Genomic DNA, 24,686 nt, shown 5'->3' on the forward strand with positions numbered 1-24,686 from the left:
CCTTCAAGGGCGCGACCACACCCCATGGGTCTTCCCACCTTCACCCGCCTGCCCGTCGCGGTCCTGGCCGTCGGCCTCGCGCTCGCAGCCGCTCCGGCGACGGCCGGCGACATCTCTCTGCCCGTGCCGACGGTGACGATCTATCCCGGCGACACCATCCGGGAATCGATGCTGCGGATGCAGGCCTATCCGGAGACCTTCAAGGCGCGCACCGCCGTCATCGATGCGCCCCTCGCCATCACGGGCCGGGTCGCGCGCCGGATGCTGCTGCCGGGCGAGCCGGTGCCGGTCAACGCCATCGACGACCCGCGCCTCGTCAGCCGGGGCACCCCGACGCAGATCGTGTTCGAGGAGCAGGGCCTGCTCATCACCGCCGTCGGCGCGCCCCTCCAGAACGGCGGCCTCGGCGACGTGATCCGCGTGCGCAACACGGACACCAACCGCATCGTGCTGGGCACCGTCATGGCGGACGGCCGAATCCGGACCGGGGACCGCTGATGCGCCGCATCCTGGCGATCCTCGCGGCGCTCCTCCTCGCGCTCCCGACGCCCGCGCTGGCCGGCACGCGGATCAAGGACATCGCCACCCTGAAGGGCGTGCGCGACAACCAGCTCGTGGGCTACGGCCTCGTCACCGGCCTCCAGGGCTCCGGCGACACCCTGCGCAATGCGCAGTTCACCGAGCAGTCCCTGCAATCGATGCTCGACCGCATGGGCATCAACGTGCGCGACGCCCGCCTGCGCACCCGCAACGTCGCCGCCGTGATGGTGACCGCCGACCTGCCGCCCTATACCGGGACCGGCACGCGCATCGACGTCACCGTCACCTCGCTGGGCGACGCCACCTCGCTGAAGGGCGGCACCCTGCTGATGACGCCCCTGATGGGCGGCGACGGCCTGACCTACGCCGCCGCGCAGGGGCCGCTGGCGGTCTCGGGCTTCGTCGTCTCCGGCCAGGCCGAGAGCATCACCCAGGGCGTGCCCACCGCCGGGCGCATTCCCAACGGCGCCCTGATCGAGCGCGAGGTCCCGGGCACCTTCCGCGACCTGCCCGAACTGGTCTTCGAGTTGAAGAACCCGGACTTCAAGACCGCCACCATGGTGGCGGATGCCATCAACGCCTATGCGCTGGCCCGCTTCGGCCGCCGGGTGGCCGCCCCGCGCGACCAGCGCGCCATCGCGCTGATGCGGCCGAGCAACATCGCCCAGACCCGGTTCGTGGCCGAGATCGGCGACCTCACCGTCAATCCCGACACGCCGGCCCGCGTGGTCGTCGATCAGCGCACCGGCACGGTCGTGATCGGCCGCAACGTCCAGATCTCTACGGTGGCGGTCACCCACGGCAACCTCACCGTGCGGGTGACGGAGGCCCCCGAGGTCTCGCAGCCCGCCCCGTTCTCCAACGGTCAGACCGCGGTGGTGCCGCGCACCGAAGTGGCGATCAACGAGCAGTCGGGCCGCATGGCGATCATCGGCGGCTCCGACCTCCAGACCCTGGTGCGCGGCCTCAACAATGTCGGCCTCAAGCCCAGCGACATCATCGCGATCCTGCAGGCGGTCAAGACCTCGGGCGCGCTTCAGGCGGAGCTCGTGGTGCAATGAGGCAGGCGAACGACTTCAGTCGGCACTTCGATCCGGCCCGGTTGATCGTCGGGCTTCCGGCGCCGGCGCATCCCATGCGCGCGCTTGCCCTGATGGCGCTGCGGGTCCTCCTGTTCCTCGCGGTTCTGGTGGGCGCCTCGCTCGGGTTCGGCCCGGCGCGCGCCTTCGAGGGGGAGGGGCTCTCGGATACGGGCAAGCCGAGCATTCCGGGCAAGGCGATCGTCGCGAGCCGCTTCATCGATCCGAGCGAGCCCGTCGCTCCGGGCAAGCCGACCGTTTCGAGCCAGCCGCCTGTGTCGGGCACGTCGACCGTGCCGGGCAAGCCGACCGTGTCGGGCAAGGCGACCGTGTCAGGAATGAATCCCGGTTCGCTTCCCAAGAACTCCGCGCCGAAGCCGCCGGCACCGAAGCTGTCCGTCGCGGTCAAGCTCGTGGACACCAAGGCCCCCGAAACCACGGGTGCGATCGAGCCCCGGGCCGAGGCGACGAAACCCATCGAGACGGTTCAGGTGGCCGAGGTCCGGCTGCCGGAGCCGGCCCCCGAGCCGGTCAAGCCTGCGGTAAAGCCTCCCGCCTACTGCGCCAGCATCGCGGATGCCGCCGCCGATGCGCGCTTCGCCTGGCAGAAGGAGCAGCTCGCGATCCTGGAACGCCAGGTCGAGGAGCGCATCGCCAAGCTCGAGGCCAAGCGGGCCGAGTACGAGAGCTGGCTCGCCCGCCGCAACGCCTTCCTGGCCAAGGCCGACGAGGGGGTGGTGGCGATCTACACCAAGATGCGGGCGGACGCGGCGGCACTGCAACTCGCCAACATGCCCGACGAATCGGCCGCCGCGATCCTGACCAAGCTCAATGCCCGCACCGCCAGCGCGATCCTGAGCGAGATGGAGGCCGCGCGCGCCGCGCAGCTGGCCCGCATGATGACCGAGCTGGGCAAAAAGGCCCGCGAGAGCGAGAAATCCTGATGTCCCTCAAGACCCTCCGGGCCGGCCTTCTCGCGGCACTCGTCGCGCCGTCCCTGGCCGCCTGCAATTCCTCCCTCGACCGGATGGGCCAGCCCCCGCTGCTGACCCCGATCGGCACCGGCCTGCAGCCGCCGCGCGAGGCCCTGCCGACCGCCTACGGCGCCCTGGGGCCGCGCAGCTATCACTCGACCTGGGCACCGGGCAGCGCCGAGATGTTCCAGGACCCGCGCGCCCGCAACGTGGGCGACGTGATCACGGTCTCGATCCTCATCGACGACAAGGCGCAGTTCGGTAATTCGAGCGACCGCTCGCGCAGCCAGAAATCGAGTCTCGGCTTCGACTTCGGCTACGGCGTCTCCGGTCTGAAGGATTCCGCCACCGCCGATGCGGGCATCCGCTCGGGCACCGAGACGAAGGGCGCGGGCAACATCGACCGCTCCGAGGTGCTGCGCCTGCAGGTCGCCGCCATCGTCACCGAGCAGATGCCCAACGGCAACGTCGTCATCAGCGGCTCGCAGGAGGTGCGGGTGAACAACGAGGTCCGCGTGCTGACCGTCGCGGGCATCGTCCGGCCGCGCGACATCTCACGCAAGAACACCATCGACTACGACAAGATCGCCGAGGCGCGCATCTCCTACGGCGGGCGCGGGCGCATCACGGACGTGCAGGCGCCCACCCTCGGCCAGCAGGTCTTCGAGACCCTGGCGCCCTTCTAGCACCCGCAGGCAGGACGCGACCCATGGCGGCCAAGACCGACACGAGCGAGCCGAAGAAGGGTGGCAAGGGCTGGATCGCGGCGCTCGCGCTCACCAGCCTCGTCGCCATCGGCACCGGCGGCGGCCTCGGCCTCTATCTGCTCTCCACCGTCGAGAAGGCGGTGGACGTCAAGAAGAAGGACGAGGAGGACAAGGCGGTGAAGGTGTTGAAATACACCGGCGACCTCGCGTTGCGCAGCGTCGGCTCGGTGGTGACCAACCTCGCCGACACGCGGGACGCCTGGGTCCGTCTCGAATCCTCCGTTGTGTTCACGGCCGGCGCCGTGCCGAACCCCGACGTGGCCCTCGCCGAGATCCGCGCCGACATCCTGGCCTACCTGCGCACCGTCACCCTGCGGCAGATCGAGGGCGCCAGCGGCCTCCAGCACCTGCGCGAGGACCTCAACGAGCGGGTCGCCCTGCGCACCAAGGGGCAGGTGCGCGAGCTGATCGTCGAGATGCTGGTGGTGCAGTAGCCCCATGACGATGCCGACCCTCCCCAGGCTCGCCACCGCCGGCCTCGTCCTCGCCGGCCTCGTCTTCGCCGGCCCGGCCGCCGCGCAATCCGCCACGGGACTGCCTGCCCTCGACGCGCTGCTGCCGGCCGGCAACGGCGCGGCCAGCGGGCGCATCCTGCAACTCGTGGCCCTGCTGACCGTACTGTCCTTGGCCCCGGGCCTCCTCGTGATGGTGACGAGCTTCACGCGCTTTGCCATCGCGTTCTCGTTCCTGCGCTCGGGTCTCGGCCTCCAGAGCACGCCGGCCAACATCTTCCTCGTCAGCCTGTCGCTGTTCATGACGTTCTACGTCATGGCCCCGACCTTCGACCGCGCCTACAACGAGGGCCTGAAGCCGCTCACCGAGAACCGCATCTCGGAGGAGGAGGCGATCCCCAAGCTCGTCGAGCCGTTCCGCGAGTTCATGGTGCAGCACGTGCGCCCCAAGGATCTGCAGACCTTCACGGATCTGGCCAGCCGCAACATTCCGAAAGCCGAGGGCGGCGAGAAGATCGACCTGCGCATCCTGATCCCGGCCTTCATGATCTCGGAATTGCGACGCGGCTTCGAGATCGGCTTCCTGATCGCGCTGCCCTTCCTCGTCATCGACATGATCGTCTCCACGGTCATCATGTCGATGGGCATGATGATGCTGCCGCCCACCGTGATTTCGCTGCCGTTCAAGGTGCTGTTCTTCATCCTCATCGACGGCTGGAACATGCTGGTGGGGGGATTGGTAAGGTCGTTCTTCTGACTCTGAGGATGTCGGCTTTCTTTTCATGCTGAACGGCCTGCCATCGTCATGCTGCAGGGTCCAATCCATTCGTGTAACGAGATGGAAATGATGTTATTTATTACAGAGTAGAGCCGATATTTTTCGCTCTTCGGATCGACCGGGTCATGTATCGTGCATTCGTGCGGTAAAGCTTCGGGGTTATTCGATGTTTCAGTCTTGTTCCTGTTCGACCGAGCATTCCGGCGACTGCACGACACCGGGTGATCTCGGCCGGCGCGCCTTTCTGGCGAGCGCCGTCGGCGTCGGGATGTCCCTGGCCATGGCGCCCGGCGCCGTCGCGCAGGCGGCTCCGGTTTCGCCCGGCAAGAAGGCGTTCATGGAGGAGGCGACCCGGCTCGCGATCGAATCCGTCGAGAAGGGGTGGGGCGGGCCGTTCGGAGCCGTGATCGTCAAGGACGGGGAGATCATCGGGCGTGGGCAGAACCGCGTCCTGCTCACCGGCATTCCGGTCTTCCATGCGGAGATCACCGCCATCATGGATGCCTCCGCCCGGCTGAACCCGAAGGCCTTGCTCGGCAGCGAGTACGGCGCCGGCACGATCCTGGAGATGATCCCGCGTGAGCCCGGCTCCCCGGATCCGGTAGCCGAGCGGGCCAAGATGCTGAAGGGCTGCGAGATCTACATCAACGGCGCGCCGTGCCCGATGTGCATGAGCGCCATCTACTGGTCACGCATCGACCACGTCTACTTCGCCGCCAGCCTGAAGGACACGAGCCAAATCGGCTTCGACGACGCCTTCCAGTACGAAGATTTCGCCAAGCCCTGGGACCAGCGGCGCATCCGGGTCAGCGAGAACTTCGAGCGCGAGACTGGGCTGAAGGCCTACGAGGCCTGGATGAACAAGAAGGACCGCCACCCCTACTGATCGCCCTTCGATGGGCGGCGCAATCTCCGCGCAAGGCTGACGGGCGAGAGGACCGTATCGGGTCGCGGACCCGAAGCGGAGCAGCCCACCGAATGTCCGGTCTTCAGCACGCCGAACGGCTCTGGAACAACATCCTCGCGCTCGGCGGCCGGCGCATCGCCGCTCTGTCGCTGATCGGCGTCGTCGTTTTCCTCGCCGTGGGCCTCGGCGCCTACTATCTCAGCCGCCCGGCCCAGGAGCCGCTCTACACGGGCCTCAGCCGCGAGGATGTCGGGCGCATCGGCAGCGTGCTGAAGGACGCCAACATTCCGTTCGACGTGAGTGCCGATGGCGCGGCCGTGCTCGTCGCCTACGGCCACACCGCCAACGCCCGCATGCTGCTGGCCGAGAAGGGCCTGCCGCAGAGCGCCAAGTCCGGCTACGAGCTGTTCAACGACCTCGGTTCCCTCGGCATGACCTCGTTCATGCAGGAGGTGACCCGGGTGCGTGCCCTCGAGGGCGAGATCGCCCGCACCATCCAGGGCATGAAGGGCGTCAAGGCCGCCCGCGTCCACATCGTGCTGCCCGACCGCGGCTCGTTCCGCCGCGACCAGCAGCCCCCGTCCGCCTCCGTGGTTGTGCGCACCGAGCCCGCCGACGACGCCAGCGGCGCCCAGTCGATCCGCCACCTCGTCGCCTCGGCTGTGCCCGGCATGAAGCCCGACCGCGTCACCGTGATCGGCTCGGACGGGTCGCTCCTGCTCTCCGGTGACGAAGCCAGCGCGGTGCCCACCGGCAAGATGGCGACGCTGGAGAAGACCATCGGCCACGAGGTTCAGGACAACATCCGCCGGACCCTGACCCCCTATCTCGGCGTCGGCAACTTCGAGGTCAGCGTCGCGGCGCGCCTGAACACCGACAAGACGGTGCAGAACGAGACGATCTTCAACCCCGACCAGCGCGTCGAGCGCTCCACTCGTGCCGTGCGCGAGACCGAGACCTCGCAGAACCGCAGCGCGGCGCAACGCCCGACGTCGGCGCAGACGAACCTGCCCGAGCCGCGCGCGCGCTCGGACGGCAACGACTCGGCCAGCAACGAGACGCAGAAGCGGGAGGATCTGACCAACTACGAGATCTCCTCCAAGACCATCCAGACGGTCAGCGACGGCTACAACATCCGGCAGATCTCGGTGGCGGTCCTCGTCAACCGCGCCCGCCTCGCGTCCCTGGCCGGGCCCGAGGCCGGCAAGGCCGGCATCGATGCCCAGGTCGCCGAGATCGAGCAGCTCGTCGGCTCGGCCGCGGGCTTCAACAAGGAGCGCGGCGACAACGTGAAGGTCGCCGCCGTGGGCTTCGTCAACGATGGCCAGCCCCTGGAGCCGGTGGCCCCGCTGAGCCTCACCGAGGTGCTGATGCGCCAGTCGGCCACCCTCATTAATGCGGGCACCATCCTGCTCGTCGCGGGCCTGCTGATCTGGTTCGGCCTGCGCCCGGCCATGCGGGCCATCCTGGAGATCCCGGCCGCGCAGCAGGAGGAGGCGCGGGCGCTGGCCGCCGCGGCGGAGGCGCAAGCCCTGGCCGCGGGCGCGCCCAACGCCGCGCTCGCCGGCCCCGGCGCTGGGGCACAGGACGCCCTGGCGGGCGGCGCCATGCCGAGCCTCGCGGCGCCCGGCCAGAACCCGGTCGCCAGCATGATCGAGGACCTGACCGATAAGCTGAACCGTTCGCCGCAGAAGAGGCTCGAACAGATGATCGAGACCGACGAGGCCCAGGCCGCCGAGATCCTGAAGCGCTGGCTCCTGCGTGAGGCCGCGTGATGGCCGCCGCGATCGCTCGGTTCCTGCCCGACTTCTCCGGCGACGTGGCGCCGGCGCGCCCGCCCGCCACCGGGGGGGGCGCCTTCGCCCCGGCCGCCCGGCCGGCGTCGCGCGCGGCGGAGGGGCTCGCCGCCCTCCTGCGCAAGCCTGCCGCTCCGCCCGAGACCCCTGAGGACCGCGAGGCCCAGCTCCGTTCCGCCGAGGCGCGGGGCCTGGAGCGCGGGCGCGAACTCGGCCGGGCCGAGGCCGCGGCCGAGACCGCCTCGGTGCTCGCCTGCATGCAGGCCGATTACGATGCGCGCCTCGCCGAGATGCGCCAGGCCTGGTGCGTGGACGAGGGAGACCGTCTCGCGTCGGGCTTCGCCGACGCGCTCCAGGCCCTCGGGGCCGGGCTGACCGACCGGGTCGGGCACCTCCTCGTGCCGGTCCTGACCGAGGCCCTGCGGCGGCAGGCCGTCGACGAACTCGCCCGGAGCCTCGCCCGGATCCTGGGCGACGCCCGCGCCCCCGTGCGGGTGAGCGGCCCGGCCGACCTCCTCGAGGCGGTGGCGGGCAAGCTCGGACCCTTCGAGGCCTCGCTGGACCTCGTCGTCGCCGACACCGCGGAAGTGACGGCCCAGGCCGACCAGACCGTGATCGAGACCCAGCTCGGCGCCTGGGGCCGCCTGATGACGGACGCGGTCCGGGGAGCCTGAGCCATGGCGGACGAGTCCCACCACGAGATCATCATCATCAAGCGCCACGGCGACCACGAGGACGGTCACCACGGCGGCGCCTGGAAGATCGCGCTCGCCGACTTCATGACCGCGATGATGGCGCTGTTCCTGGTGCTGTGGCTGATCGGCTCCACCACCAAGGAGACGAAGACGGCCATCGCCGAATACTTCAACCCGGTGAAGCTCGCCGACGTCACCTTCGACCGCAAGGGCCTGCGCGACCCGCAGAACAAGCCCGGCGAGACGACGCCCGAGGAGGGCAAGCCCGAGGCCGGCAAGGGCGAGGGCGCCGGCGAGGGCAAGGGAGACAGCAAATCCGAGGGGAAGGGGGCCTCCGGGCCGCCCGGCAGCCGCGCCCGCGAGGCGGCCCTGTTCCAGGACCCCTACGCGGTGCTGGCCAAGCTCGCGGCCGAGGCCGAGCCGGGTCCGGAGGTCGCCTCCGCCGACGCGGTGGTGACGGAATCGGGCGAGCCCGGCATCAAGGGCGGCGAGGCCGCGCGCGATCCCTTCGATCCGCTCTACTGGCAGGTCGCGCCCCTGGCCAAGACGCGCACCGAGCAGGCCGGCGTCACCGGCACGGTCACGCCCCTGCCGCAGGAGGTCCGCCCCGATGTCCGCGCGGCCTTGCCCGCGAAGCCGGCGACGATCAAGGTGGCCTCGGCCGTGGCCGACGAGATCGACCCGAAACTTCTGGCCCCGAAGCTGACGCCGAAACCCGCCGCGCCGGCCGGCCCCGCCACGCCCAAGGGATCCGAGGTCCGGCCCGTGGAAGGCGCTGCCGCCGAAGCGAAGGCCGCCCAGGAGCGGTCGGCGCTCGAGGCGAAGCAGGCCGCCGACGCGGCCGAGAATGCCGCGATGGCCGAGATCAAGGCCGAGATCGCCCGGGTGCTGCCGGCGCAGGGCGCACCCGCGCCGCGCGCCGAGGTGCGGCGCACCGGCGAGGGCATCCTCATCAGCCTGACCGACGAGGTGAACTTCAGCATGTTCGGCGTCGGCTCGGCCGAGCCCCAGGCCAAGGTGGTGCGTGCCCTGGAACAGGTCGCCCGCATCCTCAAGGATCGGCCCGGCCGCATCATCGTGCGCGGCCACACCGACGCGCGGCCCTTCCGGTCGGAGACCTATGACAACTGGCGCCTGTCCTCGGCCCGCGCCCAGATGGCCTCCTACATGCTCGTGCGCGGCGGCGTCGCGGATGCCCGCCTGGAGCGCATCGAGGGCTACGCCGACCGCCAGCCGCGCAACCCGGCCGATCCGAAGGCCGCCGAGAACCGCCGCATCGAGATCCTGCTGCGGGGACGGCCCGAGTGATGACGCGCGCCCTCGTCGCGGGGCTGTGGGCGGCGGTGCTCCTCGCCGGGCCCGTGCAGGCCGCGGATTCGCATGGCGGCGGCGGCCATGGCGAGGCGCCCGCCGCCCCCATCGAGCCCCTGCCGGTCAAGCCCTACACCGTTCCGGTGGAACTCGTGCGCACCCTGCAATTGCTGCAGGACCAGGTCGCCCTCGGTTCCGCCCAGGCGCATCACGGCCAGCGCGCCCTGCTGGCGCATGCCGAAGCGCGCATGATCGCCCTGGAGCCCGAGGTATGGGCGGAGACCGTGAACCTGCGCGCAGCCGTCACCTTCGCCCTCAGCGGCGGCGGCCCAACGCTGCTGCGCCACCTCGTCGCCTCGGGCAAGGTCACCGAGTCCGACACCTCCCTGGTCTTCGGCGCGCTCGCGTACCTCGAGGGGCGCGAGAAGGAAGCCCGCGCGTTGCTCGTGAAGATCGATCCGCTCTCGGTGCCGGTGAGCCTCGGGGCACAGCTGGCCATGGCGCAATCGGCCCTGGTCGTGCGCGATGACCCGACCCAGTCGATCCGCCTCCTCGACCTCGCCCGGCTGCTGGCGCCCGGCACCCTGGTGGAGGAGGGGGCCCTGCGCCGGGAGATCTTCGTGCTCGCCCAGGCCGGCGACCTCGCCAAGTTCGAGGCCCTGGCGGTTCAGTACCTGCGTCGCTTCCGCCACTCGGTCTATGCCGGCAATTTCCGCCAGCGCTTCGCCGGAGCGCTGACCCGCCTCGACTTCACCGGCGGCGAGGCGCGCTTCGCCCGGTTGCAGGCCATGCTCGACGAGGTCGAGGTCGAGGGCCGGCGCGAGCTTTATCTCCTCGTCGCGCGGGCCGCCGTCGACCAGGGCAAGTCCGCCACGGCGGTGTTCGCCGCCGAGCGCGGCGTCACCCTCGCGGAGCCCGGCTCCCAGGACGCGCTGCGCGCCGGCCTCTACCGGGCGGCGGCCCTCATCGTGGTGGAGGGGCGCTTCGAGGAATGCCTCGACACCCTGCGGGCGATCGACCGCGCGCGGCTGGAGCCGGGCGACCGCGATCTCCTCGACGCGGCCCTCTCCACCGCCCGCGAGATCCGGTCGGCGGCGGCGCCTTCGGCGTCCGCCGACGCAACCCCCACGGGCCCGCGGGTGCTTCCCGTGGCGCCCGCCATCGCCCGCGCCGAGGGTGCGATCGGTCGGATCGACGAGATCATGCGCAGGAGCCAGCGTTGAACGCCCTCGGCATCACTCATCCCACCCCCCGCGCGCCTGTGGATGCGGCCGGCACCCGCAACGCGGGCGCCGATGCGCCGGATGCGACCGGCACCGCCTTCGTCGCGCTGCTCGGCGCCCTGAAGGGGACGGCCGCGCCGGAGGACAAGCCCGCCGAACCGGACGGCCCTCCGGCGGAGGACGAGGCCCACGGCTCGGCGCCCGGCGCGACGGCCGAACCCGCAAAACCGCTCGACCTCCTGGCTGCGTTCAACGCCGCGCTGCCCCTCGGGACGGGGCCCGCGCCCATGCCTGCCCGTGATGCGCTGGATGTGCTCGTCGCCCGCGCCATGCCGGCTGCCGTGCCGAACACGGACCCGCACATGGCCCTGGCTGCGCTGGCATCCGCCCCTCCGCAGGCCGCCGGGCCGGTGGACCCGGCCGACCTCGCAATCCTGCCGGGCAATGGCGCGGACGATGTCCCTGTCCAGGCCGGCGCATCCGCCCCGGCCCCCGAGGCGCGGACCCGCGCGACCATCCTGCGCCGGGAGACCCATTTCGCCCCGGTGCTCCCGCGCCTCCTGGCCGGTTCGTCCGCAACCGTCTCCGTGGGACGGCCGGCTCCGCTCGGCCCGCCCCTCGCGGCCGTGGACGCGTCACCGGATGCCGGTGTGCTGCCCACCCTCGCGCCCATGGCGGCGGCGCCTCCGGGACCTGCTGCGGTACCCGCTCCCACAGCCCCTGCGCCGGGCGTATCGGCGCCCCAGATCGCGAACGTCGTGCCGCCGTCCGGCGATAAAGCCCTGACGCCGGCCCGGCCTGCCGGTGTGCCTCCCGCGGATGAAAGCCTCCGCGTCGGCACGGCTGTTCCCGCCCCGGCCTCGCAGGCTGCCGGGGCGCCCCAGCCGGCCATCGCGATGTCCGCGCCTCAGACCACCGCGCCTCCGACCACCGCGCCGTTGCAATCCGTGCGCGGGACGTCGCCCATCCTGTCGGAGGTCGGGCTGGGCGCGCCGATCCCGGCGCCGGTCGCTCCTGATCCCGTCCCGGATCTCCCCACCGCGTCGCCATTGGCCGCTGCGTCGCCGGGCCACGAGCCGGCCGACCCGCGCGCTCCAGCCCTCCCGCTGGCGGTGACGCAGGCCGAGGCGGATGCCGCGCCGCTTCCCGGGTTCGGCGAGGAGGACCTCCGTTCCGCCATCCGCCAGCCGGCCGCGGCACCGCCGGCGGTAGCTCCGGCGGATCGCATGCCGGCCTCCGATGCGCCGGTGGTCCAGGTACCCCCTCCCGCCACGGCTCCGCCGGCCGACGCGCCCGCACGACCTGTCCGGCTCTCGGGTGAGGCACCGATGCCCGACGCGGACCCCGCCCCGAGGTCGCTCGATACTTCGGCCGCTGCCGGTCCGGCGCCCGACCCCGAGGCGTCCTCGCCCACGCTCCCCAGGCCGGCCCCGATCGCGAACGCGGCACCGGTCCCGGTGCTGCCCGCCGGCACAATGGCCGGTGTCGCGGCTTCGGCCGTCGCTCCCTCACAGCCGGATTCGGCCGAGCCTTCTGTTCCGGATGCGCCAGCTCCGGGACTCGGCGCGATGACCTCATCCGATCAGGCGGTGCGCGTTTTTCAGCGCCCGATCCCCGAAGGCGCACCGGCGCCGGTCGATCTCGGATCGCCGACCGGCCAAAACCCCGTTCCACCCCAGGAACCCGCTTCCGGCCAGGACCTGCCGATCAGGCCAGAGCCCGCGCTTCCTTCCACCGTCGTTCCGTCGATCCCACGCGCGCCCGCGCCGCCTCTGCAGCCGGGCGAGCGCGTCGACCCTGCGATGCGCCAAGCCCCGGCCCTATCAGCCGCCGGCCCAAGCGCTGCAACCGCACAGGACGCGGCGACGCCGAGGCCGGCCCTGACTGCGGATCTCGGCGTGGCCGCGATCGAGGCGGAGCCGCCGGCCCACATGCCGCCCGGGCGCGAGGCCCAAGCGGCCTTGATCGGGCCTCGGGCCGAGAGCGTCGCGACGCCGTCCGTCGCGACGCCGGTCGCGGCCACCCTCGGCGGCCCTCCCCTTGCCGCGCTCCTGTCCGATGCCGCTCGGGACCTCCCTCCGCAGCCGAATCCGGCGCGGGAGGCCGCCACCCTGCCGGCGGGGCCGCCCGTCGATCCCACGCGCGGTGCCGTCTCCGTCGAGGACCAGACACCGGGCCCGGCCGGTCCGCAGGCCGGGCTCGTGCAGCCGGCCGCGCGCGCTGAGACTCAGGGCTTGCCGCCGGAATCGGTGGCTCGTGACGGTGTAGCGCGCACGGACTCCGCCATGCCGGTGTCACCGCCTTCGCCCCGCGATTCCGAGGCCGGCCCGCAACGCGCCGAGGCGAGGCGGTCCCAGGGGAGCGAGACACCGCCGCTCGGCGAACCGGCATCGCCCAGTCCTTCGGCCACGGGCCCGGGGGGGCAGCCCGCTGTGGGCGCGTCGTCGGCCCCACTGATGGGGCAGATCCTCGCCGGAGCGCCGGCGCAGGCCGCCTCCGCCCCGCCGGCACAGCAAGTCGCGGCCGCGATCCTGGGGCAGATGCCGCGCGCATCCTTCGGTGCGGTTCCGGGGGCCTCGGGGATCGAGGGGCCGCTGCGGCTCCTCACCCTCCAGCTTCATCCCGCCGATCTCGGGATCGTCCTCGTGCGGATGCGCCTGCGCGACGGTCAGATCGAGATGAACCTGCATGCCGCCCGCGAGGAGACCGCGACCCTCCTGCGGGAAGGGGGCGAGGTCCTCGCCGATCTCCTGCGCCAGGGCGGCTACCAGCCCGAGCGCGTAACGATCAGCGGCGGCTCATCGCCCAACGGACCCACGCCGGGCGAGGGACAGGCCTTCCAGACGCAGGCCGATGCCGGCGCGAACCCGGATCACGCCACGCCGGGCCAGTCGGACCGGCGCCAGCCCGATGGCCGCGTGGCGGCTCCCGAGACCAGCGAGCGAAACCATGAGAGCGTTCCGAGCAGCCCTGACCGCAGCGGCGTTTACCTGTAGCCTCGCCGAGCCGGCCCGCGCCAACAGCGCGCCGCCGGCGCCCGCCGCATCCCCGGCCGCCGTGAAGGCGGCGGCGCTGCCCGCATCGGCCAACATCTGCGAGCGTGAGATGGCGGGCGCCTCGGCTCGGCACGGGGTGCCGCTGGGCGTGCTCTACGCGGTCGGGCTGACCGAGAGCGGCAAGCGCGGCTCCCTGCAGCCCTACGCCATGAACATCCAGGGCCGGGCGTATTTCGGGACCAGCGCATCCGACGTGGTGGGCCAACTCGCCCAGGCACGGGCGAGCGGGATCAAGCTCGTCGATCTGGGTTGCATGCAGATCAATCATCACTACCACCGCGAGAAGTTCGCGAGCCTGGAGGCGATGATCGATCCGCGCCAGAACGTGGAATACGCGACCCTCTTTCTGAAGCAGCTCAAGGCCCGCGAGGGAAGCTGGACCCTGGCCGTGGCGCGCTACCACGCGGGCCCGAACAACAATCCGGCGCAGAAGCTCTATGTCTGCCGGGTGATCACCAACATGGTCGCCTCGGGCTTCGGCGCCTGGACGCCGGGGGCACGCAGTTTCTGCCAGTGATACGTCATCCGCTTGATCAAAGCGGATGACGTATCAGCAAGCCTGCGCGGCGCTTGAGCGAAGCCCAAATCCGCCATCCCGAACGCGATCCCGCAGGGATCGCCGGAAGGGATCAAATGGATTTGGTATGAGGCGTCGGGGGCCCATTCGCCCCCGGGGCGCCGGGCCCCGCGCATCCAGTGCGCGGTGCCGCGAGCGGGCGTCAGCCGACGAAGGTATAGCCCATGAAGCGCTTGGCCTCGATCGGGTCGTGGCCGAGGCGCTGGCTGAGCTTCTTGCGCAGCTTGCTCACGTGGCCCTCGATCACGCTCTCCTCGACGCCGTTGCTGTAGACGCCGTAGACGATGTTGTAGATCTGCGCCTTCGTCATTCGCTTGCCCCGGTTGCGCACGAGGCACTCGAGGATGTGCCGTTCGCGCCGGGGAAGGGGCAGCACCTCCCCGTCGATCTCGGGGTCGCGCCCGTCGAAATGCACCTTCAGGCGCTCGCCCTCCGGCGCGGCCTCGCGGGTGGAGCCGGCCTGCGCGTTGACCCGGCGCCAGATCGCCTCGGAGCGGGCCAGGATCTCGCGGATATGCACGGGCTTGGGCAGCACGTCGTCGATGCCGGCCTCGAAGAGCTGAAGGGTCTGGTCGAGGGAGCGCACGTCGCTCAGGGCGATGATGGGCGCGCGGGACATCCGGCGGATCAGGGTCGCGCACTTGGCCCGGCCCTCGAAGTCGCCCAACAGGAAACCCTGGATCGCCTCCCGGTCGACCCGGGACGAGGACTGGAACCAGTGCGTGAATTCCTGCGGGTCGAGACCGAGGGAGGAGATGCCTTCGCGGTCGAAGCTGGCCTTGTACCCTGAATTCACCGATGGCCGCGCATCGACCAGGACGTACATCGAGAGGCTCCGACTGACCTTGCGCAGGACGCGAGCGTTACCGTTTTCGAGCGACAAGGCGAAACAAAGACAAGACGGAACGACGCTTTGTCTTCGCGTTTCGCAATCGCGCGAACCGGATTGATTCGCTTAGCTTTTAGCAATGTCTGGCATCCTCGCCTCCGTCAATGACCGGAAGAACACACGCGTTCGTGATCCGATCGATGGAAGGCAGGCACGCTGCCGCGGAAGCGCGCTCAGGCGGCCGCGTGGCTCAGCCGGGCGTCGTCGAGGGCCGAGCGGAAACCGTCGAGGCAGAAGCCAGGACCCTGGTCCGCCAGGATCCGCTGGATGGCGACACCCACATAGACGCCGTCGAGGATGAGCTTGAAGAACACCGTCACGGGTTCGGTCACGAACTCCATGTCGAGCACCACGGTCAGCGAGCGGCCCCAGTCGAAGCGCACGTCCGCCCCGTCCGCGTACGCGATGGTGGCCTCCTTGAAAAAGGGCTCGGCGGAGGAAGCGACAAGGTCGGCGATGTTGCCGTGGCGGGCGGCCTGGACCCAGCCGATCAGGATGCCGCCGTCGAGGAGGCAGAGTTCGGCGATGAAATCCCGGATCGCGGTGGCGAAGACGCGCTCAGCATCGGCGAGCACGTCGTGACCATCCAGGCGGAGGGCTCCGGTCGAAAAGGACGCGGACATCAGCGGGCTTTCGAGAACAGGAAGAACAGGATCTGGGCCACAGCGCTGTAGAACTCCGCGGGAATCATCTGGTCCACCTCGACACTCTCGTACAGGGACCTTGCGAGAGGCTTGTCTTCCACCACCGCGATGCCGTTGGCCTCCGCAGTTTCTCGGATGCGCAGCGCGACGAGGTCCTTGCCCTTGGCCAGGACCAGGGGGGCGGGCTGCTCGTCGCGCGCGTAGCGCAGTGCGATGGCGTAGTGCGTCGGGTTGGCGATCACCACGGTGGCCTGCTTCACGTTGCCGAGCATGCGCTTGCGCGCGCGGTCCTGCGCCAGGGAGCGCAGGCGCCCCTTCACCACGGGATCGCCCTCCGTCTGCTTGTGCTCGTCCTTGAGGTCCTGTTTCGACATGCGCAGCGAGCGCTGCCAGCGCATCCGCGACCAGACCAGGTCGGCCGCCACGATGACGATCGTGGCGACGCACACGACCGAGATCAGCCGGATCGACAGCGTTAGGATGAGATCCGGGATCTGGCTCGGGTCGGTGAACATGGCACTCACGGCTTTGCTGCCCTCCGAGCGCAGGAGCAGCAGGGCGACGAGACTGACGCTTAAAAATTTAAGGACCGATTTCAGGAATTCGACTTGGCCCGACTTGCCGAAGATTCGCCCCCAGCCGGCCATGGGCGAGACCCGGGACCATTGCGGCCGGATCCGCTCGGTCACGAGGCTCGGGACGTTCTGAACGAGGGACGCGACGAGGCCGCACAGGCCGAGAATCAGCACGGTCGGAATCAGGAATCGCGCAGCCGCGATGGCGGTTCCCTCCAGGATGCGGGCGACGTCCTGGTTGTTCTCGAGGGCGAAGTCGCGGGGGTGGTCGAGGAAGGGCGCCAGCGCCTGGAGGAGCGGATTGACCGCGTCGCGGACCACGAAGCTCAGGGCGATGAGGAGCCCGAGAATCGAGGCGAACACAGGGGCCTCGCGGGAGAACGGAACGTTGCCCTTCTCCACCGCATCGCGAATCTTGCGCTCGCTGGCGGCCTCGGTCTTGCCCTCCTGGTCTTCGTCGGACATCGCGCGATCGGGTCGGGCGGCCCGTCCCTAGCGGACGAGGGCCTCGACCTCGCCCCCGGCATTGATCTCCAGCTCGCCCCGTCCGGCCATCTCCAGGGCGAGGTCGGTGATGCTGCGGCGCGCCTCCGTCACGTCCTTCTGTGCCGCCGGCTCGCCGCCGTTCAACTCGTGCTCCACCATGCGGCGTACGCGGGCGGAGAGTGCCCCCAGGATGACCCCCCGGAACTCGGCGTCGGTGCCCTTGAGGGCCAGGACGAGCCGGTCGTTCGGCACGGCGTCGAACAAGGTGGTACGGGCGCGCGGGGCCAGCTTGACGATATCGTCGAAGGTGAACAGCAGGCCCTTCAGGATCTCCACCGATTTCGGGCGCGACTCGGAGAGGCTGGTGAGCACCTCGTCGATCTGGGTGCGCTCCATCTTGTTGATGATGTCAGCCATCTTGGCGTGGGTGTCGGCGCCGGCATTGCGGGCGCCGTTGACGAGCAGATCCTCGTGCAGGGCACGCTCGATGATCTCGATCACGCCGTCGCCGACCGGCTTGAAGCTCAGCATCCGCCGCATCACGGTGTTGCGGGTCGGCTGGGGCAGATGGGCCATGACCTTGGCGGCCGCCGCCGGCTTCAGGCGCGACAGGATGAGGGCCGCCGTCTGAGGATGCTCCTTGACCACGTAGCTCGCGATCACGTTCTCCGAGACGCCCGACATGCGCTCCCAGACGGAGCGGGTGGCGTCGCCGCGGACATCGGCGAGGATCTCGGCGATCTGATCGGCGGGGAGGAGCCCGGTGAGCAGCTTCTCCACTTCGGAGGCGGTGCCCACGAGGCGGCCGTCCGACGCGAACTCGTCGGAGAACATCTCGACGATGTCCTCGAGCTGGCGTGCGCTCACGGTGCCGAGCTTGGTAGCCGAGCGGGTGATGCGCCGGATCTCGTCCGGCTCGAAGTACTTCAGCAGGCGACCGGCCGCGGGTTTACCCATGGCGAGCAGCAGCGCGGCGACCTCGTCCGCCGGACTGAGGACCCGATTCGCGCCCGGGGCGCGCTGAGGGATCGGCACGCTCGCCACGCTGCTGTGCCTCAGCCCTTCAGGCCGGCATCGGCGGGGCCGACGATCTCGGTCAGGGAGACGCCGAAGCGGGAATTGTCCTCCTCCACCACCACGATCTCGCCGCGCGCCACCACCCGGCCGTTGACGGTGACGTCGACGGGTTCGCCGACGCGGTGATCGAGGGCCACGATGGCCCCGCGCCCGAGTTTCATCAGGTCGGCCACCGGCATGGTGGCCGAGCCGAGCACCACCTGGATCAGCACGGGGATGCGCAGGATCGAGTCGAGGTTGCGGGCGTCGCCGATCCGGGCGTCGTCCGCCGCCGGGCCGGCGGCCGGGACGCTCGGGAACACCGCCGCGGTGCCGGAGGATGCGAGGTCCGCATCGTCGAAGGGGCTGTTGCTCATCATCCGCTCGTCAGGGGGTGTCATCGCGTATCAGGGCGCTGGGGCTCGACAGCGGATGATCGGAGAGGATCGGCCAAAGTCGGTCGGGGTGCAAGCCGCGCATGCACGGTCAGCCGACTCGGCCGGCGCGTGTGGCGGAGAGATCGCGGCGGCTGGCCTCGAGATCCGCGAGGAGCTGGCGCGCCTCGCCGATGCGCTGGTTGAGGGCCTCCAGGATCTCGCGGCCCTCGGTGCTGAAGCCGCGCACCGCGTCGCCCGCCTGGGTGAGCGCGTGGCCCGACTGCATCAGGATGCGGCCGTACTCCGCCTGGGTCCGGTCCAGGCGTTTCAGCTTGAGGTACATCGGCACCACGCAGGCGCTCGTCGCCACGAGGGCGATGAGGAGAATGGTGTCAACCCACGGCGTCATCGTGCGCGCCTTCCTTGTCTTGAGCGATGGCTTCGTCGACCCGCAGCACGTAGGAGCCCTGCGCCTGGCCCATGTGGCACCAGAACAGGGGCCGGTCGTTGCCCTCGAGCTTTACCCGTGTGGCCGGCGTGGCATCGAGGCCGATGACCTGCCCGACCTTGAGGCCGGCGATCTCGCCGAGCGTGAGGGTACGCTCCTCCAGCACGGCCCGCAGGGTGACCTCGGCCTTCCGGACCTCGGCGGTGATCTGCTGCGTCCAGGTCGGGTCGCGGGCGGCGCTGTCGCCGGTGAGCACCTTCGACAGCGCCGGCCGCATCGGATTGATCACCGACTGGGGCAGGATGAGGAACATCTCGCCGCCGCGGTTGAGCGCCTGGACCGAGAACTTGGCCTCGACGGCCTTGTTGTTGCGGCCCCCGATGACCGCGAACTCCATGCGGGTCTCGGTGCGCTCCAGGCGGAAGGCGGTCATCGAGACAAGGGCGAACGAGGATTCCAGGGCCTTGCCGACCTGTTCCAGGATGGTGTGGGCGAGCCGGAGCTCGATGGCCGAGAAGGGGCGCTCGTCCTCCACCGGCGGTTCGCCCCCGTCGGCCCCGAACAGCGCCTCCACCAGGGTGAAGAGGAAGTCCCGGTTGAGGCCGACCAGAATGTGGCTGTCCCATTCGGGCGCGTGAAAGATGCCCGCCACGGCGTTGTTCTCGTAGGCGTCGAGCATCTCGCCGAAACGGCCGCTGGAGAAGCCGTTGAAGCCGAAATAGACCGGCGAGGCCACGAGCGGCTTGAGGTTGTCCGAGCAGCCCGAGGTGAGCCGGTCGAAGACCACGTTCAGCATCGGCATGCGGTCGAGCGACAGGCCCCCGGCATCGATCAGGCGGGCACGGATGTCGGTGGCGTTCCCGATCGGCACGTCCATGGTTCAGGCGGCTTCCCTCTGCGCGCCGCCGTTGACGGTGGCGTTCTCGACCTCGTCGATGGTGGGCCGGTCGCCCAGCGAGATGCCCTTGCGGCCATGCTCGACGGCGATCTGCGGCACCGCCCCGCCCATGTAGGCGATCAGGGTCTGCTTGACGATGACGTAGACATGGTTCTGCTTCTCGCGGATGGTCTTGATCTTGATCGCGAAGGGCGCAAGCACCCCGTAGGACATGAACACGCCGAAGAATGTCCCCACGAGTGCGGCGCCGATGAGGCCGCCCAGGATCTGCGGCGACTGGTCGAGGGCGCCCATGGCCTTCACGATGCCCAGCACCGCCGCCACGATGCCGAGTGCCGGCATCGCCTCGGCCACGGTCGTGACCGCGCCGTAGGGCTTGAGCCGGTCCTTGCGGTAGCCGCTGATCTCCTCGTCCATCAGGGCCTCGATCTCGTGGGCGCGGGCGTTGCCGATGAGGATGAGGCGGGCGTAATCGCAGATGAACAGCACGAGGTCGGCGTTCTTGGCCACATCCGGATAGGCCTTGAAGATCTCGGAATTGGCCGGGTCGTCGAGATGCGGTTCGACCTCGTTGCGGGGCTTGGTCTTCAGCTCGCGCATCAGGGCGTGGAGCAGGCCGAGGAGGGCGAGGTAGTCCTTGCGCTTGGGCACCTTGCCGGTGAGGGCGTCCATGCTCGCCTTACCCGAATCCACCACCGTCTTCATCGGGTTGGCCATGACGAACGTGCCCGCGCCCATCCCCCCGATGATGACGAACTCCCACGGTTGCCACAGCACGACGAGGTGGCCGCCCATGGCGACGAAGCCGCCGAGCATGCAGCCGATTGCGATGACGAGGCCGATCAGAACGCCCAAGGCTCAACGCCTCCGATGGGGGTGAGAAATCCGATGCAGCGGACCTACGCAGGATCGCTTGCGCGGGGCTGGATGGCCGCTCCGGCCGAAAACGCACCGGCGGCCCGGCCCGCGCGTTAGGACAAAGACCCGACACCGCAGCGAGAGCCCGCCATGAGCAGCACGACGCCCGACAACGACCACGAGCCCGCCACCGTGAACGTCTCGGAGCCCTGGACCCTGGCCTACTGGGCCCGGCGCTTCGAGGTGCCGCGCGAGGAGGTGGAGGCCGCCGTCGCGGCGGTGGGGCACGAGCCCGCGAAGGTCGCCGCAAAGCTCGGCCGGCCCTGGCCCTTCGAGGGCAGCGGCATCGTGTGAGGCGCGCGCCTCAGCGGCGCCCGGTGGAGCCGAAGCCGCCGGTGCCGCGTGCCCCGGCGTCTCCGGAGCGCGGCGCGTCGTCGGCGTCGTCGCGGATCGTGAGCGTCGGCCGGGTGACGCGGGTGAAGACGAGTTGGGCGATGCGGTCGCCGGGCTCGATCCGGAGGCCGGGGCCGCCGGGATTCCGGTTCCAGGCCGAGATCATCAGCGGGCCTTCGTAATCGGCGTCGATCACGCCGGTGCCGTTTCCGAGGACGAGGCCCTCGCGATGGCCGAGGCCCGAGCGCGGAAAGATCAGCCCGCACCAGGCCGGGTCACGGATCGCCAGTGCGAAGCCCGCCGGGATCAGGGCCGGCGGCCCCTGAGGCGGCAGGTCCAGGGCGGCATCGAGGCAGGCATGGAGGTCGAGGCCCGCGGCCCCGGCCGATCCCCAGCGGGGAAAACCCCAGCCGGCGAGGCGGGCATCGCGCAGGCGGATCTCGACGGCGAGGTCGGGATTCACGCCGTCCGGGCCGCGATGGCGTCGGCCAGGGCCACGGTGCGGGCGGCGTCGACCGCGTGCAGGCGCTCCACCATCTTGCCGTCGAGGCCGATGACGCCGCGGGTGCGGTTCTCCGGCTCGGCGAAGGCGGCGAGGATGCGCCGCGCCCAGGCGACCTCGTCCGCACCCGGGCCGAAGGCGGCGTTGGCCGGGGCGATCTGGTCGGGGTGGATCAGCATCTTGCCGTCGAAGCCGCAATCGCGTCCCTGCGTGCACTCGGCGGCAAACCCGTCCGCATCGCGAAAATCGTTGTAAATGCCGTCGATGGCGTCGATCTCGTAGGCGCGGGCGGCGGCGATCACGCTCATCAGCCAGGGCATCAGGGCGGGCCGGCCCGGCACACCGAGGCGCAGCCGGCTGGCCTTGGCGAGATCGTTCGGCCCGACCATGAGGCAGGCCAGGCGCGTGTCGACATCACGGGCGGAACTCGCGATCTCGGCGAGATGCAGGATCGCCATCGGGCTCTCGATCATCGCCCAGGTCCGGGTCCGGTCCGGCGCGCCGAGGCGGCGCAGGCGCGAACCCACCGCCACCAGGGCATCGGCGCCCGTCACCTTCGGGACCACGATGGCGTCGGGCCCGGCGGGGGCGATGGCGGCCAGATCGGCCTCGCCGTAGGGCGTGTCGAGGGGGTTGATGCGAACCAGGACCTCGCGGGTGCCGAAGCCGCCCTCGGAGACCGCCCGGGCGACGGCCTCCCGGGTCGCCGCCCGGCTCTCGGGCGCGGCACCGTCCTCGAGGTCGATCATCACCACGTCCGTGGGGAGGCTGCGGGCCTTCTCCAGGAGGCGCGGGTTCGATCCCGGCATCGCCAGGACACTACGGCGCGGGCGGATCTCGGTCATGGCGCATCCCTTGAATGACGGTCGGGGATCGGGCGCCGCACGACCGCACCCGGCGGCGACGCCGGCCCTGTCCCGGCCACGACTCACCGCAAGTTCCGGCGATAGCCGTCCGCGTATCCCGATTCAAGGCGGGGGCGTTCTGCCGATCGCCCGCCGGCTTCCGGCTCGCCATCCCCGGCAAACGGCTCGGAAAGCGGGCGGATCGCTCATGGCCGGGGCGCGTGTCATCGAACTGTCGTGCAATCGTCATACCGCCTTACCCGACCGGACGTATGGCGCAGTGCACAACGGAGGGCGGGGTTCAGCCCAATCCTCCGGCGCACGCTCCCCCAGGAGACCAGCACATGAAGTTCACCACCCTCGCTGCCCTCGTAGGCCTCGGCCTCGCCACCTTCGCGCCGGCCCATGCCGCCGACATCACAGGCGCGGGCGCGACCTTCCCCTTCCCGGTCTACTCGAAGTGGGCCGAAGCCTACCGCAAGGATAGCGGCATGGGCCTGAACTACCAGTCGATCGGCTCGGGCGGCGGCATCAAGCAGATCCAGGCCAAGACCGTCGATTTCGGCGCCACCGACGCTCCGCTGAAGGGCCCCGCCCTGGAGAAGGACGGCCTCGTCCAGTTCCCCACCGTCATGGGCGGCGTCGTCACCGTGGTGAACATCGCGGGCGTCGAGCCGGGTAAGCTGAAGCTCACCGGCGAGGTGATCGCCGAGATCTATGCCGGCAAGATCGCCAAGTGGTCGGACCCCAAGATCGCCAAGCTGAACGAGGGCCTGAAGCTCCCCGAGGCCAACATCACCCCGGTCTACCGCTCGGACGCGTCGGGCACGACGAACATCTTCACCACCTACCTCTCGCAGGCCTCGGAGTCTTGGAAGAAGGAATTCGGCGCGGCCACCACGGTGAGCTGGCCGGTGGGCCAGGGCGGCAAGGGCAACGAGGGCGTCACCGCCACCGTCAAGCAGGTCCCCAACGCCATCGGCTACGTCGAGTCGGCCTACGCCAAGCAGAACAAGCTCAGCCACACCCTGATCCAGAACAAGGCCGGCAAGTTCCCGCAGCCCGACGACAAGGCCTTCCAGGCCGCCGCCGCCAGCGCCGACTGGAAGTCCGCCCCCGGCTTCGGCATCTCGCTGACCGATCAGGCCGGTGACGGCGCCTGGCCGATTACCGCCGCGACCTTCATCCTCGTCCACAAGGACCCGACCGACCCGGCCAAGGCCGCCGACGTGCTGAAGTTCTTCGACTGGGCCTACAAGAACGGCGACAAGCTCGCCACCGACCTCGACTACGTGCCGCTGCCCGACGCCGTCGTCGGCCAGATCCACGACGCGTGGAAGGAGATCAAGGGCAAGGACGGCAAGCCCGTCTTCAACATGTAAGCCCGTCTTCAACATGTGAGGTGACGCTCGCGGGCTCGCGCCCGCGGGTTCTGGGGACGAGCCACCGCGTCCCCGCCTGATCGCAACATCCGAGCCCGGCGCAATCCGCCGGGCTCCCCCGGAACGAAACGGTGATCCCCCTCGCGCCGGCGACCGGCGCGCTGTAGGACGCCGCGAGGTGCAGAGAAGACATTCGGATGGCCGCCTTGACTGATCAGATCGCCCTGACGCGTGACCGCGCCTCGGCCCGGAAGAAGCCCGGCGGCCTCGGCGACAGCCTGTTCCGCGCGGCTTCCTACGGCGCGGCCCTCCTGGTCCTGTTCGTGCTCGCCGGCATCCTGGCCTCCATCGCCTACGGCGCCTGGCCGGCCTTCAACGAGTTCGGCTTCGGCTTCATCACCTCCAGCGCCTGGAACATCGGGCAGGAGCAGTACGGCGCCCTCGTGGCGATCGTCGGCACCCTGGCCTCGGCGGTCATCGCCCTGCTGATCGGCGTGCCGCTCTCGCTCGGGATCGCCGTCTACCTGACGCAGCTCTGCCCCGGCTGGGCGCGCAAGCCGGTCTCGATGACCATCGAGCTCCTCGCCTCGGTGCCGAGCATCATCTACGGCATGTGGGGCCTGTTCGTCTTCGCGCCGCTCTTCGCCCGCTTCGTGCAGGTGCCGGTGTCGAACCTCGTCGAGGGCATGCCCATCGTCGGCACCCTGTTCTACGCCCGCGTCCCCTCGGGCGTCGGCATCCTCACAGCCGGCATCATCCTCGCCATCATGATCGTGCCCTTCGTGGCCTCGATCACCCGCGACATGCTCGACCAGATCCCGACCGTGCTGCGCGAGAGCGCCTACGGCATCGGCTGCACCACCTGGGAGGTCGTGCGCCACGTGCTCGTGCCCCAGGCCTCGGTCTCGATCATCGGCGCGATCATGCTCGGCCTCGGCCGGGCGCTCGGCGAGACCATGGCGGTGACCTTCGTCATCGGCAACGCCAACCGGCTTTCGGGCTCGGTCTTCGACCCGGGCTCCACCATCGCGTCCCGCATCGCCAACGAGTTCAACGAGGCCGACGGCCTGCAGCTGAACTCCCTGATGGCGCTGGGCTGCATCCTCTTCGTCATCACCTTCTTCGTCCTGATCATCGCCCGCATCCTCACCCGGCGCGCCAAGGTCGCCTGAGACCCA

At 70.3% G+C, this 24,686-nt stretch carries 26 protein-coding genes; 16 read left to right on the top strand and 10 right to left on the bottom strand.

From position 1 onward, the window contains the following. Positions 1 to 24 precede the first annotated feature (24 nt). The 13 genes from flgA (at position 25) to MFF30_RS13530 (ending at position 14,095) form a co-directional block, all read left to right on the top strand. Positions 25 to 498 (top strand): flagellar basal body P-ring formation chaperone FlgA, encoded by a 474-nt coding sequence (gene flgA / locus MFF30_RS13470; RefSeq protein ID WP_238279932.1) that lies wholly within the window; start codon positions 25 to 27, stop codon positions 496 to 498. Then, complete coding sequence (gene flgI, locus MFF30_RS13475; RefSeq protein WP_238279933.1) at positions 498 to 1,601, top strand: flagellar basal body P-ring protein FlgI; 1,104 nt, start codon at positions 498 to 500, stop codon at positions 1,599 to 1,601. The genes flgA and flgI overlap by 1 nt, the downstream gene beginning before the upstream one ends. Continuing rightward, complete coding sequence (locus tag MFF30_RS26200; protein WP_238279934.1) at positions 1,598 to 2,563, top strand: MotE family protein; 966 nt, start codon at positions 1,598 to 1,600, stop codon at positions 2,561 to 2,563. The genes flgI and MFF30_RS26200 overlap by 4 nt, the downstream gene beginning before the upstream one ends. Next, on the top strand, positions 2,563 to 3,279 hold the full coding sequence (flgH, locus tag MFF30_RS13485) for a flagellar basal body L-ring protein FlgH (RefSeq protein ID WP_238279935.1): 717 nt from the start codon (positions 2,563 to 2,565) through the stop codon (positions 3,277 to 3,279). The genes MFF30_RS26200 and flgH overlap by 1 nt, the downstream gene beginning before the upstream one ends. 23 nt (positions 3,280 to 3,302) lie before the next feature. Beyond that, a complete protein-coding gene (locus MFF30_RS13490; RefSeq protein ID WP_238279936.1) occupies positions 3,303 to 3,794 on the top strand; it encodes a flagellar basal body-associated FliL family protein in 492 nt (163 codons plus the stop codon). A gap of 10 nt (positions 3,795 to 3,804) precedes the next feature. Then, positions 3,805 to 4,569, top strand: coding sequence for a flagellar type III secretion system pore protein FliP (fliP, locus tag MFF30_RS13495; RefSeq protein ID WP_238279996.1), 765 nt, complete (start codon positions 3,805 to 3,807; stop codon positions 4,567 to 4,569). 187 nt (positions 4,570 to 4,756) lie between these two features. Next, complete coding sequence (locus tag MFF30_RS13500; protein ID WP_238279937.1) at positions 4,757 to 5,476, top strand: nucleoside deaminase; 720 nt, start codon at positions 4,757 to 4,759, stop codon at positions 5,474 to 5,476. Between the two features lie 92 nt (positions 5,477 to 5,568). Continuing rightward, on the top strand, positions 5,569 to 7,272 hold the full coding sequence (fliF, locus tag MFF30_RS13505) for a flagellar basal-body MS-ring/collar protein FliF (RefSeq protein ID WP_238279938.1): 1,704 nt from the start codon (positions 5,569 to 5,571) through the stop codon (positions 7,270 to 7,272). Further along, complete coding sequence (locus MFF30_RS13510; RefSeq protein ID WP_238279939.1) at positions 7,272 to 7,967, top strand: hypothetical protein; 696 nt, start codon at positions 7,272 to 7,274, stop codon at positions 7,965 to 7,967. The genes fliF and MFF30_RS13510 overlap by 1 nt, the downstream gene beginning before the upstream one ends. Before the next feature lie 3 nt (positions 7,968 to 7,970). Further along, positions 7,971 to 9,296, top strand: coding sequence for a MotB family protein (locus MFF30_RS13515; protein ID WP_238279940.1), 1,326 nt, complete (start codon positions 7,971 to 7,973; stop codon positions 9,294 to 9,296). Then, a complete protein-coding gene (locus MFF30_RS13520) occupies positions 9,296 to 10,522 on the top strand; it encodes a MotC family chemotaxis protein (protein WP_238279941.1) in 1,227 nt (408 codons plus the stop codon). Before MFF30_RS13515 ends, MFF30_RS13520 begins: the two co-directional genes overlap by 1 nt. Then, positions 10,519 to 13,518, top strand: coding sequence for a flagellar hook-length control protein FliK (gene fliK, locus MFF30_RS13525; protein WP_238279942.1), 3,000 nt, complete (start codon positions 10,519 to 10,521; stop codon positions 13,516 to 13,518). The genes MFF30_RS13520 and fliK overlap by 4 nt, the downstream gene beginning before the upstream one ends. Beyond that, the gene (locus MFF30_RS13530; RefSeq protein WP_238279943.1) at positions 13,472 to 14,095 is read left to right on the top strand and encodes a transglycosylase SLT domain-containing protein; all 624 of its coding nucleotides are present in this window, start codon (positions 13,472 to 13,474) and stop codon (positions 14,093 to 14,095) included. Before fliK ends, MFF30_RS13530 begins: the two co-directional genes overlap by 47 nt. Positions 14,096 to 14,297: 202 nt before the next feature. Here the strand turns inward: MFF30_RS13530 and MFF30_RS13535 are convergent, their stop codons facing one another. The 8 genes from MFF30_RS13535 to motA all read right to left on the bottom strand — a co-directional run bounded on the left by MFF30_RS13535 (position 14,298) and on the right by motA (position 20,383). After that, positions 14,298 to 14,981, bottom strand: coding sequence for a response regulator transcription factor (locus tag MFF30_RS13535; protein WP_238279944.1), 684 nt, complete (start codon positions 14,979 to 14,981; stop codon positions 14,298 to 14,300). Positions 14,982 to 15,217: 236 nt separating this feature from the next. Next, entirely contained in the window at positions 15,218 to 15,667 is a 450-nt protein-coding gene (locus MFF30_RS13540) for a BspJ family T4SS effector nucleomodulin (RefSeq protein WP_238279945.1), read from the bottom strand. Beyond that, on the bottom strand, positions 15,667 to 16,728 hold the full coding sequence (gene flhB / locus MFF30_RS13545; protein WP_238279946.1) for a flagellar biosynthesis protein FlhB: 1,062 nt from the start codon (positions 16,726 to 16,728) through the stop codon (positions 15,667 to 15,669). The genes MFF30_RS13540 and flhB overlap by 1 nt, the downstream gene beginning before the upstream one ends. Before the next feature lie 27 nt (positions 16,729 to 16,755). Beyond that, the gene (locus tag MFF30_RS13550) at positions 16,756 to 17,784 is read right to left on the bottom strand and encodes a flagellar motor switch protein FliG (RefSeq protein ID WP_238279947.1); all 1,029 of its coding nucleotides are present in this window, start codon (positions 17,782 to 17,784) and stop codon (positions 16,756 to 16,758) included. A 20-nt stretch (positions 17,785 to 17,804) separates the two neighbouring features. Next, positions 17,805 to 18,182 (bottom strand): flagellar motor switch protein FliN, encoded by a 378-nt coding sequence (gene fliN, locus MFF30_RS13555; protein WP_238279997.1) that lies wholly within the window; start codon positions 18,180 to 18,182, stop codon positions 17,805 to 17,807. Positions 18,183 to 18,291: 109 nt separating this feature from the next. Then, entirely contained in the window at positions 18,292 to 18,591 is a 300-nt protein-coding gene (locus MFF30_RS13560; RefSeq protein WP_238279948.1) for a hypothetical protein, read from the bottom strand. Further along, entirely contained in the window at positions 18,575 to 19,507 is a 933-nt protein-coding gene (locus MFF30_RS13565; protein WP_238279949.1) for a flagellar motor switch protein FliM, read from the bottom strand. Before MFF30_RS13565 ends, MFF30_RS13560 begins: the two co-directional genes overlap by 17 nt. Positions 19,508 to 19,510: 3 nt before the next feature. After that, positions 19,511 to 20,383 carry a flagellar motor stator protein MotA gene (gene motA, locus MFF30_RS13570; protein ID WP_238279950.1) on the bottom strand — a complete coding sequence of 291 codons (873 nt, stop codon included), beginning with the start codon at positions 20,381 to 20,383 and terminating at the stop codon, positions 19,511 to 19,513. Between the two features lie 153 nt (positions 20,384 to 20,536). Between motA and MFF30_RS13575 the strand changes: the two genes are divergently transcribed. Beyond that, a complete protein-coding gene (locus tag MFF30_RS13575) occupies positions 20,537 to 20,740 on the top strand; it encodes a DUF3606 domain-containing protein (protein ID WP_238279951.1) in 204 nt (67 codons plus the stop codon). 10 nt (positions 20,741 to 20,750) lie between these two features. On the opposite strand, the gene dut is transcribed toward MFF30_RS13575, so the two are convergent. Further along, on the bottom strand, positions 20,751 to 21,242 hold the full coding sequence (dut, locus tag MFF30_RS13580; RefSeq protein WP_238279952.1) for a dUTP diphosphatase: 492 nt from the start codon (positions 21,240 to 21,242) through the stop codon (positions 20,751 to 20,753). After that, entirely contained in the window at positions 21,239 to 22,126 is an 888-nt protein-coding gene (locus MFF30_RS13585; RefSeq protein WP_238279953.1) for an HpcH/HpaI aldolase/citrate lyase family protein, read from the bottom strand. The genes dut and MFF30_RS13585 overlap by 4 nt, the downstream gene beginning before the upstream one ends. Positions 22,127 to 22,470: 344 nt before the next feature. On the opposite strand from MFF30_RS13585, the gene pstS reads away from it, so the two are divergent. Continuing rightward, entirely contained in the window at positions 22,471 to 23,508 is a 1,038-nt protein-coding gene (gene pstS, locus MFF30_RS13590) for a phosphate ABC transporter substrate-binding protein PstS (protein ID WP_238279954.1), read from the top strand. A 197-nt stretch (positions 23,509 to 23,705) separates the two neighbouring features. Next, on the top strand, positions 23,706 to 24,680 hold the full coding sequence (gene pstC, locus MFF30_RS13595; protein WP_238279955.1) for a phosphate ABC transporter permease subunit PstC: 975 nt from the start codon (positions 23,706 to 23,708) through the stop codon (positions 24,678 to 24,680). Positions 24,681 to 24,686 lie beyond the last annotated feature (6 nt).

Origin of the sequence: Methylobacterium goesingense (assembly GCF_022179225.1) — a bacterium.
Classification (GTDB): Bacteria; Pseudomonadota; Alphaproteobacteria; order Rhizobiales; family Beijerinckiaceae; genus Methylobacterium; species Methylobacterium goesingense.

Bases quoted from the DNA above. Each gene is read 5' to 3' on its own strand.
- flgA (WP_238279932.1), top strand. From the start codon at position 25: ATGGGTCTTCCCACCTTCACCCGCCTGCCCGTCGCGGTCCTGGCCGTC.
- flgI (WP_238279933.1), top strand. From the start codon at position 498: ATGCGCCGCATCCTGGCGATCCTCGCGGCGCTCCTCCTCGCGCTCCCG.
- MFF30_RS26200 (WP_238279934.1), top strand. From the start codon at position 1,598: ATGAGGCAGGCGAACGACTTCAGTCGGCACTTCGATCCGGCCCGGTTG.
- flgH (WP_238279935.1), top strand. From the start codon at position 2,563: ATGTCCCTCAAGACCCTCCGGGCCGGCCTTCTCGCGGCACTCGTCGCG.
- MFF30_RS13490 (WP_238279936.1), top strand. From the start codon at position 3,303: ATGGCGGCCAAGACCGACACGAGCGAGCCGAAGAAGGGTGGCAAGGGC.
- fliP (WP_238279996.1), top strand. From the start codon at position 3,805: ATGCCGACCCTCCCCAGGCTCGCCACCGCCGGCCTCGTCCTCGCCGGC.
- MFF30_RS13500 (WP_238279937.1), top strand. From the start codon at position 4,757: ATGTTTCAGTCTTGTTCCTGTTCGACCGAGCATTCCGGCGACTGCACG.
- fliF (WP_238279938.1), top strand. From the start codon at position 5,569: ATGTCCGGTCTTCAGCACGCCGAACGGCTCTGGAACAACATCCTCGCG.
- MFF30_RS13510 (WP_238279939.1), top strand. From the start codon at position 7,272: ATGGCCGCCGCGATCGCTCGGTTCCTGCCCGACTTCTCCGGCGACGTG.
- MFF30_RS13515 (WP_238279940.1), top strand. From the start codon at position 7,971: ATGGCGGACGAGTCCCACCACGAGATCATCATCATCAAGCGCCACGGC.
- MFF30_RS13520 (WP_238279941.1), top strand. From the start codon at position 9,296: ATGACGCGCGCCCTCGTCGCGGGGCTGTGGGCGGCGGTGCTCCTCGCC.
- MFF30_RS13530 (WP_238279943.1), top strand. From the start codon at position 13,472: ATGAGAGCGTTCCGAGCAGCCCTGACCGCAGCGGCGTTTACCTGTAGC.
- MFF30_RS13535 (WP_238279944.1), bottom strand. From the start codon at position 14,981: ATGTACGTCCTGGTCGATGCGCGGCCATCGGTGAATTCAGGGTACAAG.
- MFF30_RS13540 (WP_238279945.1), bottom strand. From the start codon at position 15,667: ATGTCCGCGTCCTTTTCGACCGGAGCCCTCCGCCTGGATGGTCACGAC.
- flhB (WP_238279946.1), bottom strand. From the start codon at position 16,728: ATGTCCGACGAAGACCAGGAGGGCAAGACCGAGGCCGCCAGCGAGCGC.
- fliN (WP_238279997.1), bottom strand. From the start codon at position 18,182: ATGAGCAACAGCCCCTTCGACGATGCGGACCTCGCATCCTCCGGCACC.
- MFF30_RS13560 (WP_238279948.1), bottom strand. From the start codon at position 18,591: ATGACGCCGTGGGTTGACACCATTCTCCTCATCGCCCTCGTGGCGACG.
- MFF30_RS13565 (WP_238279949.1), bottom strand. From the start codon at position 19,507: ATGGACGTGCCGATCGGGAACGCCACCGACATCCGTGCCCGCCTGATC.
- MFF30_RS13575 (WP_238279951.1), top strand. From the start codon at position 20,537: ATGAGCAGCACGACGCCCGACAACGACCACGAGCCCGCCACCGTGAAC.
- MFF30_RS13585 (WP_238279953.1), bottom strand. From the start codon at position 22,126: ATGACCGAGATCCGCCCGCGCCGTAGTGTCCTGGCGATGCCGGGATCG.
- pstS (WP_238279954.1), top strand. From the start codon at position 22,471: ATGAAGTTCACCACCCTCGCTGCCCTCGTAGGCCTCGGCCTCGCCACC.
- pstC (WP_238279955.1), top strand. From the start codon at position 23,706: ATGGCCGCCTTGACTGATCAGATCGCCCTGACGCGTGACCGCGCCTCG.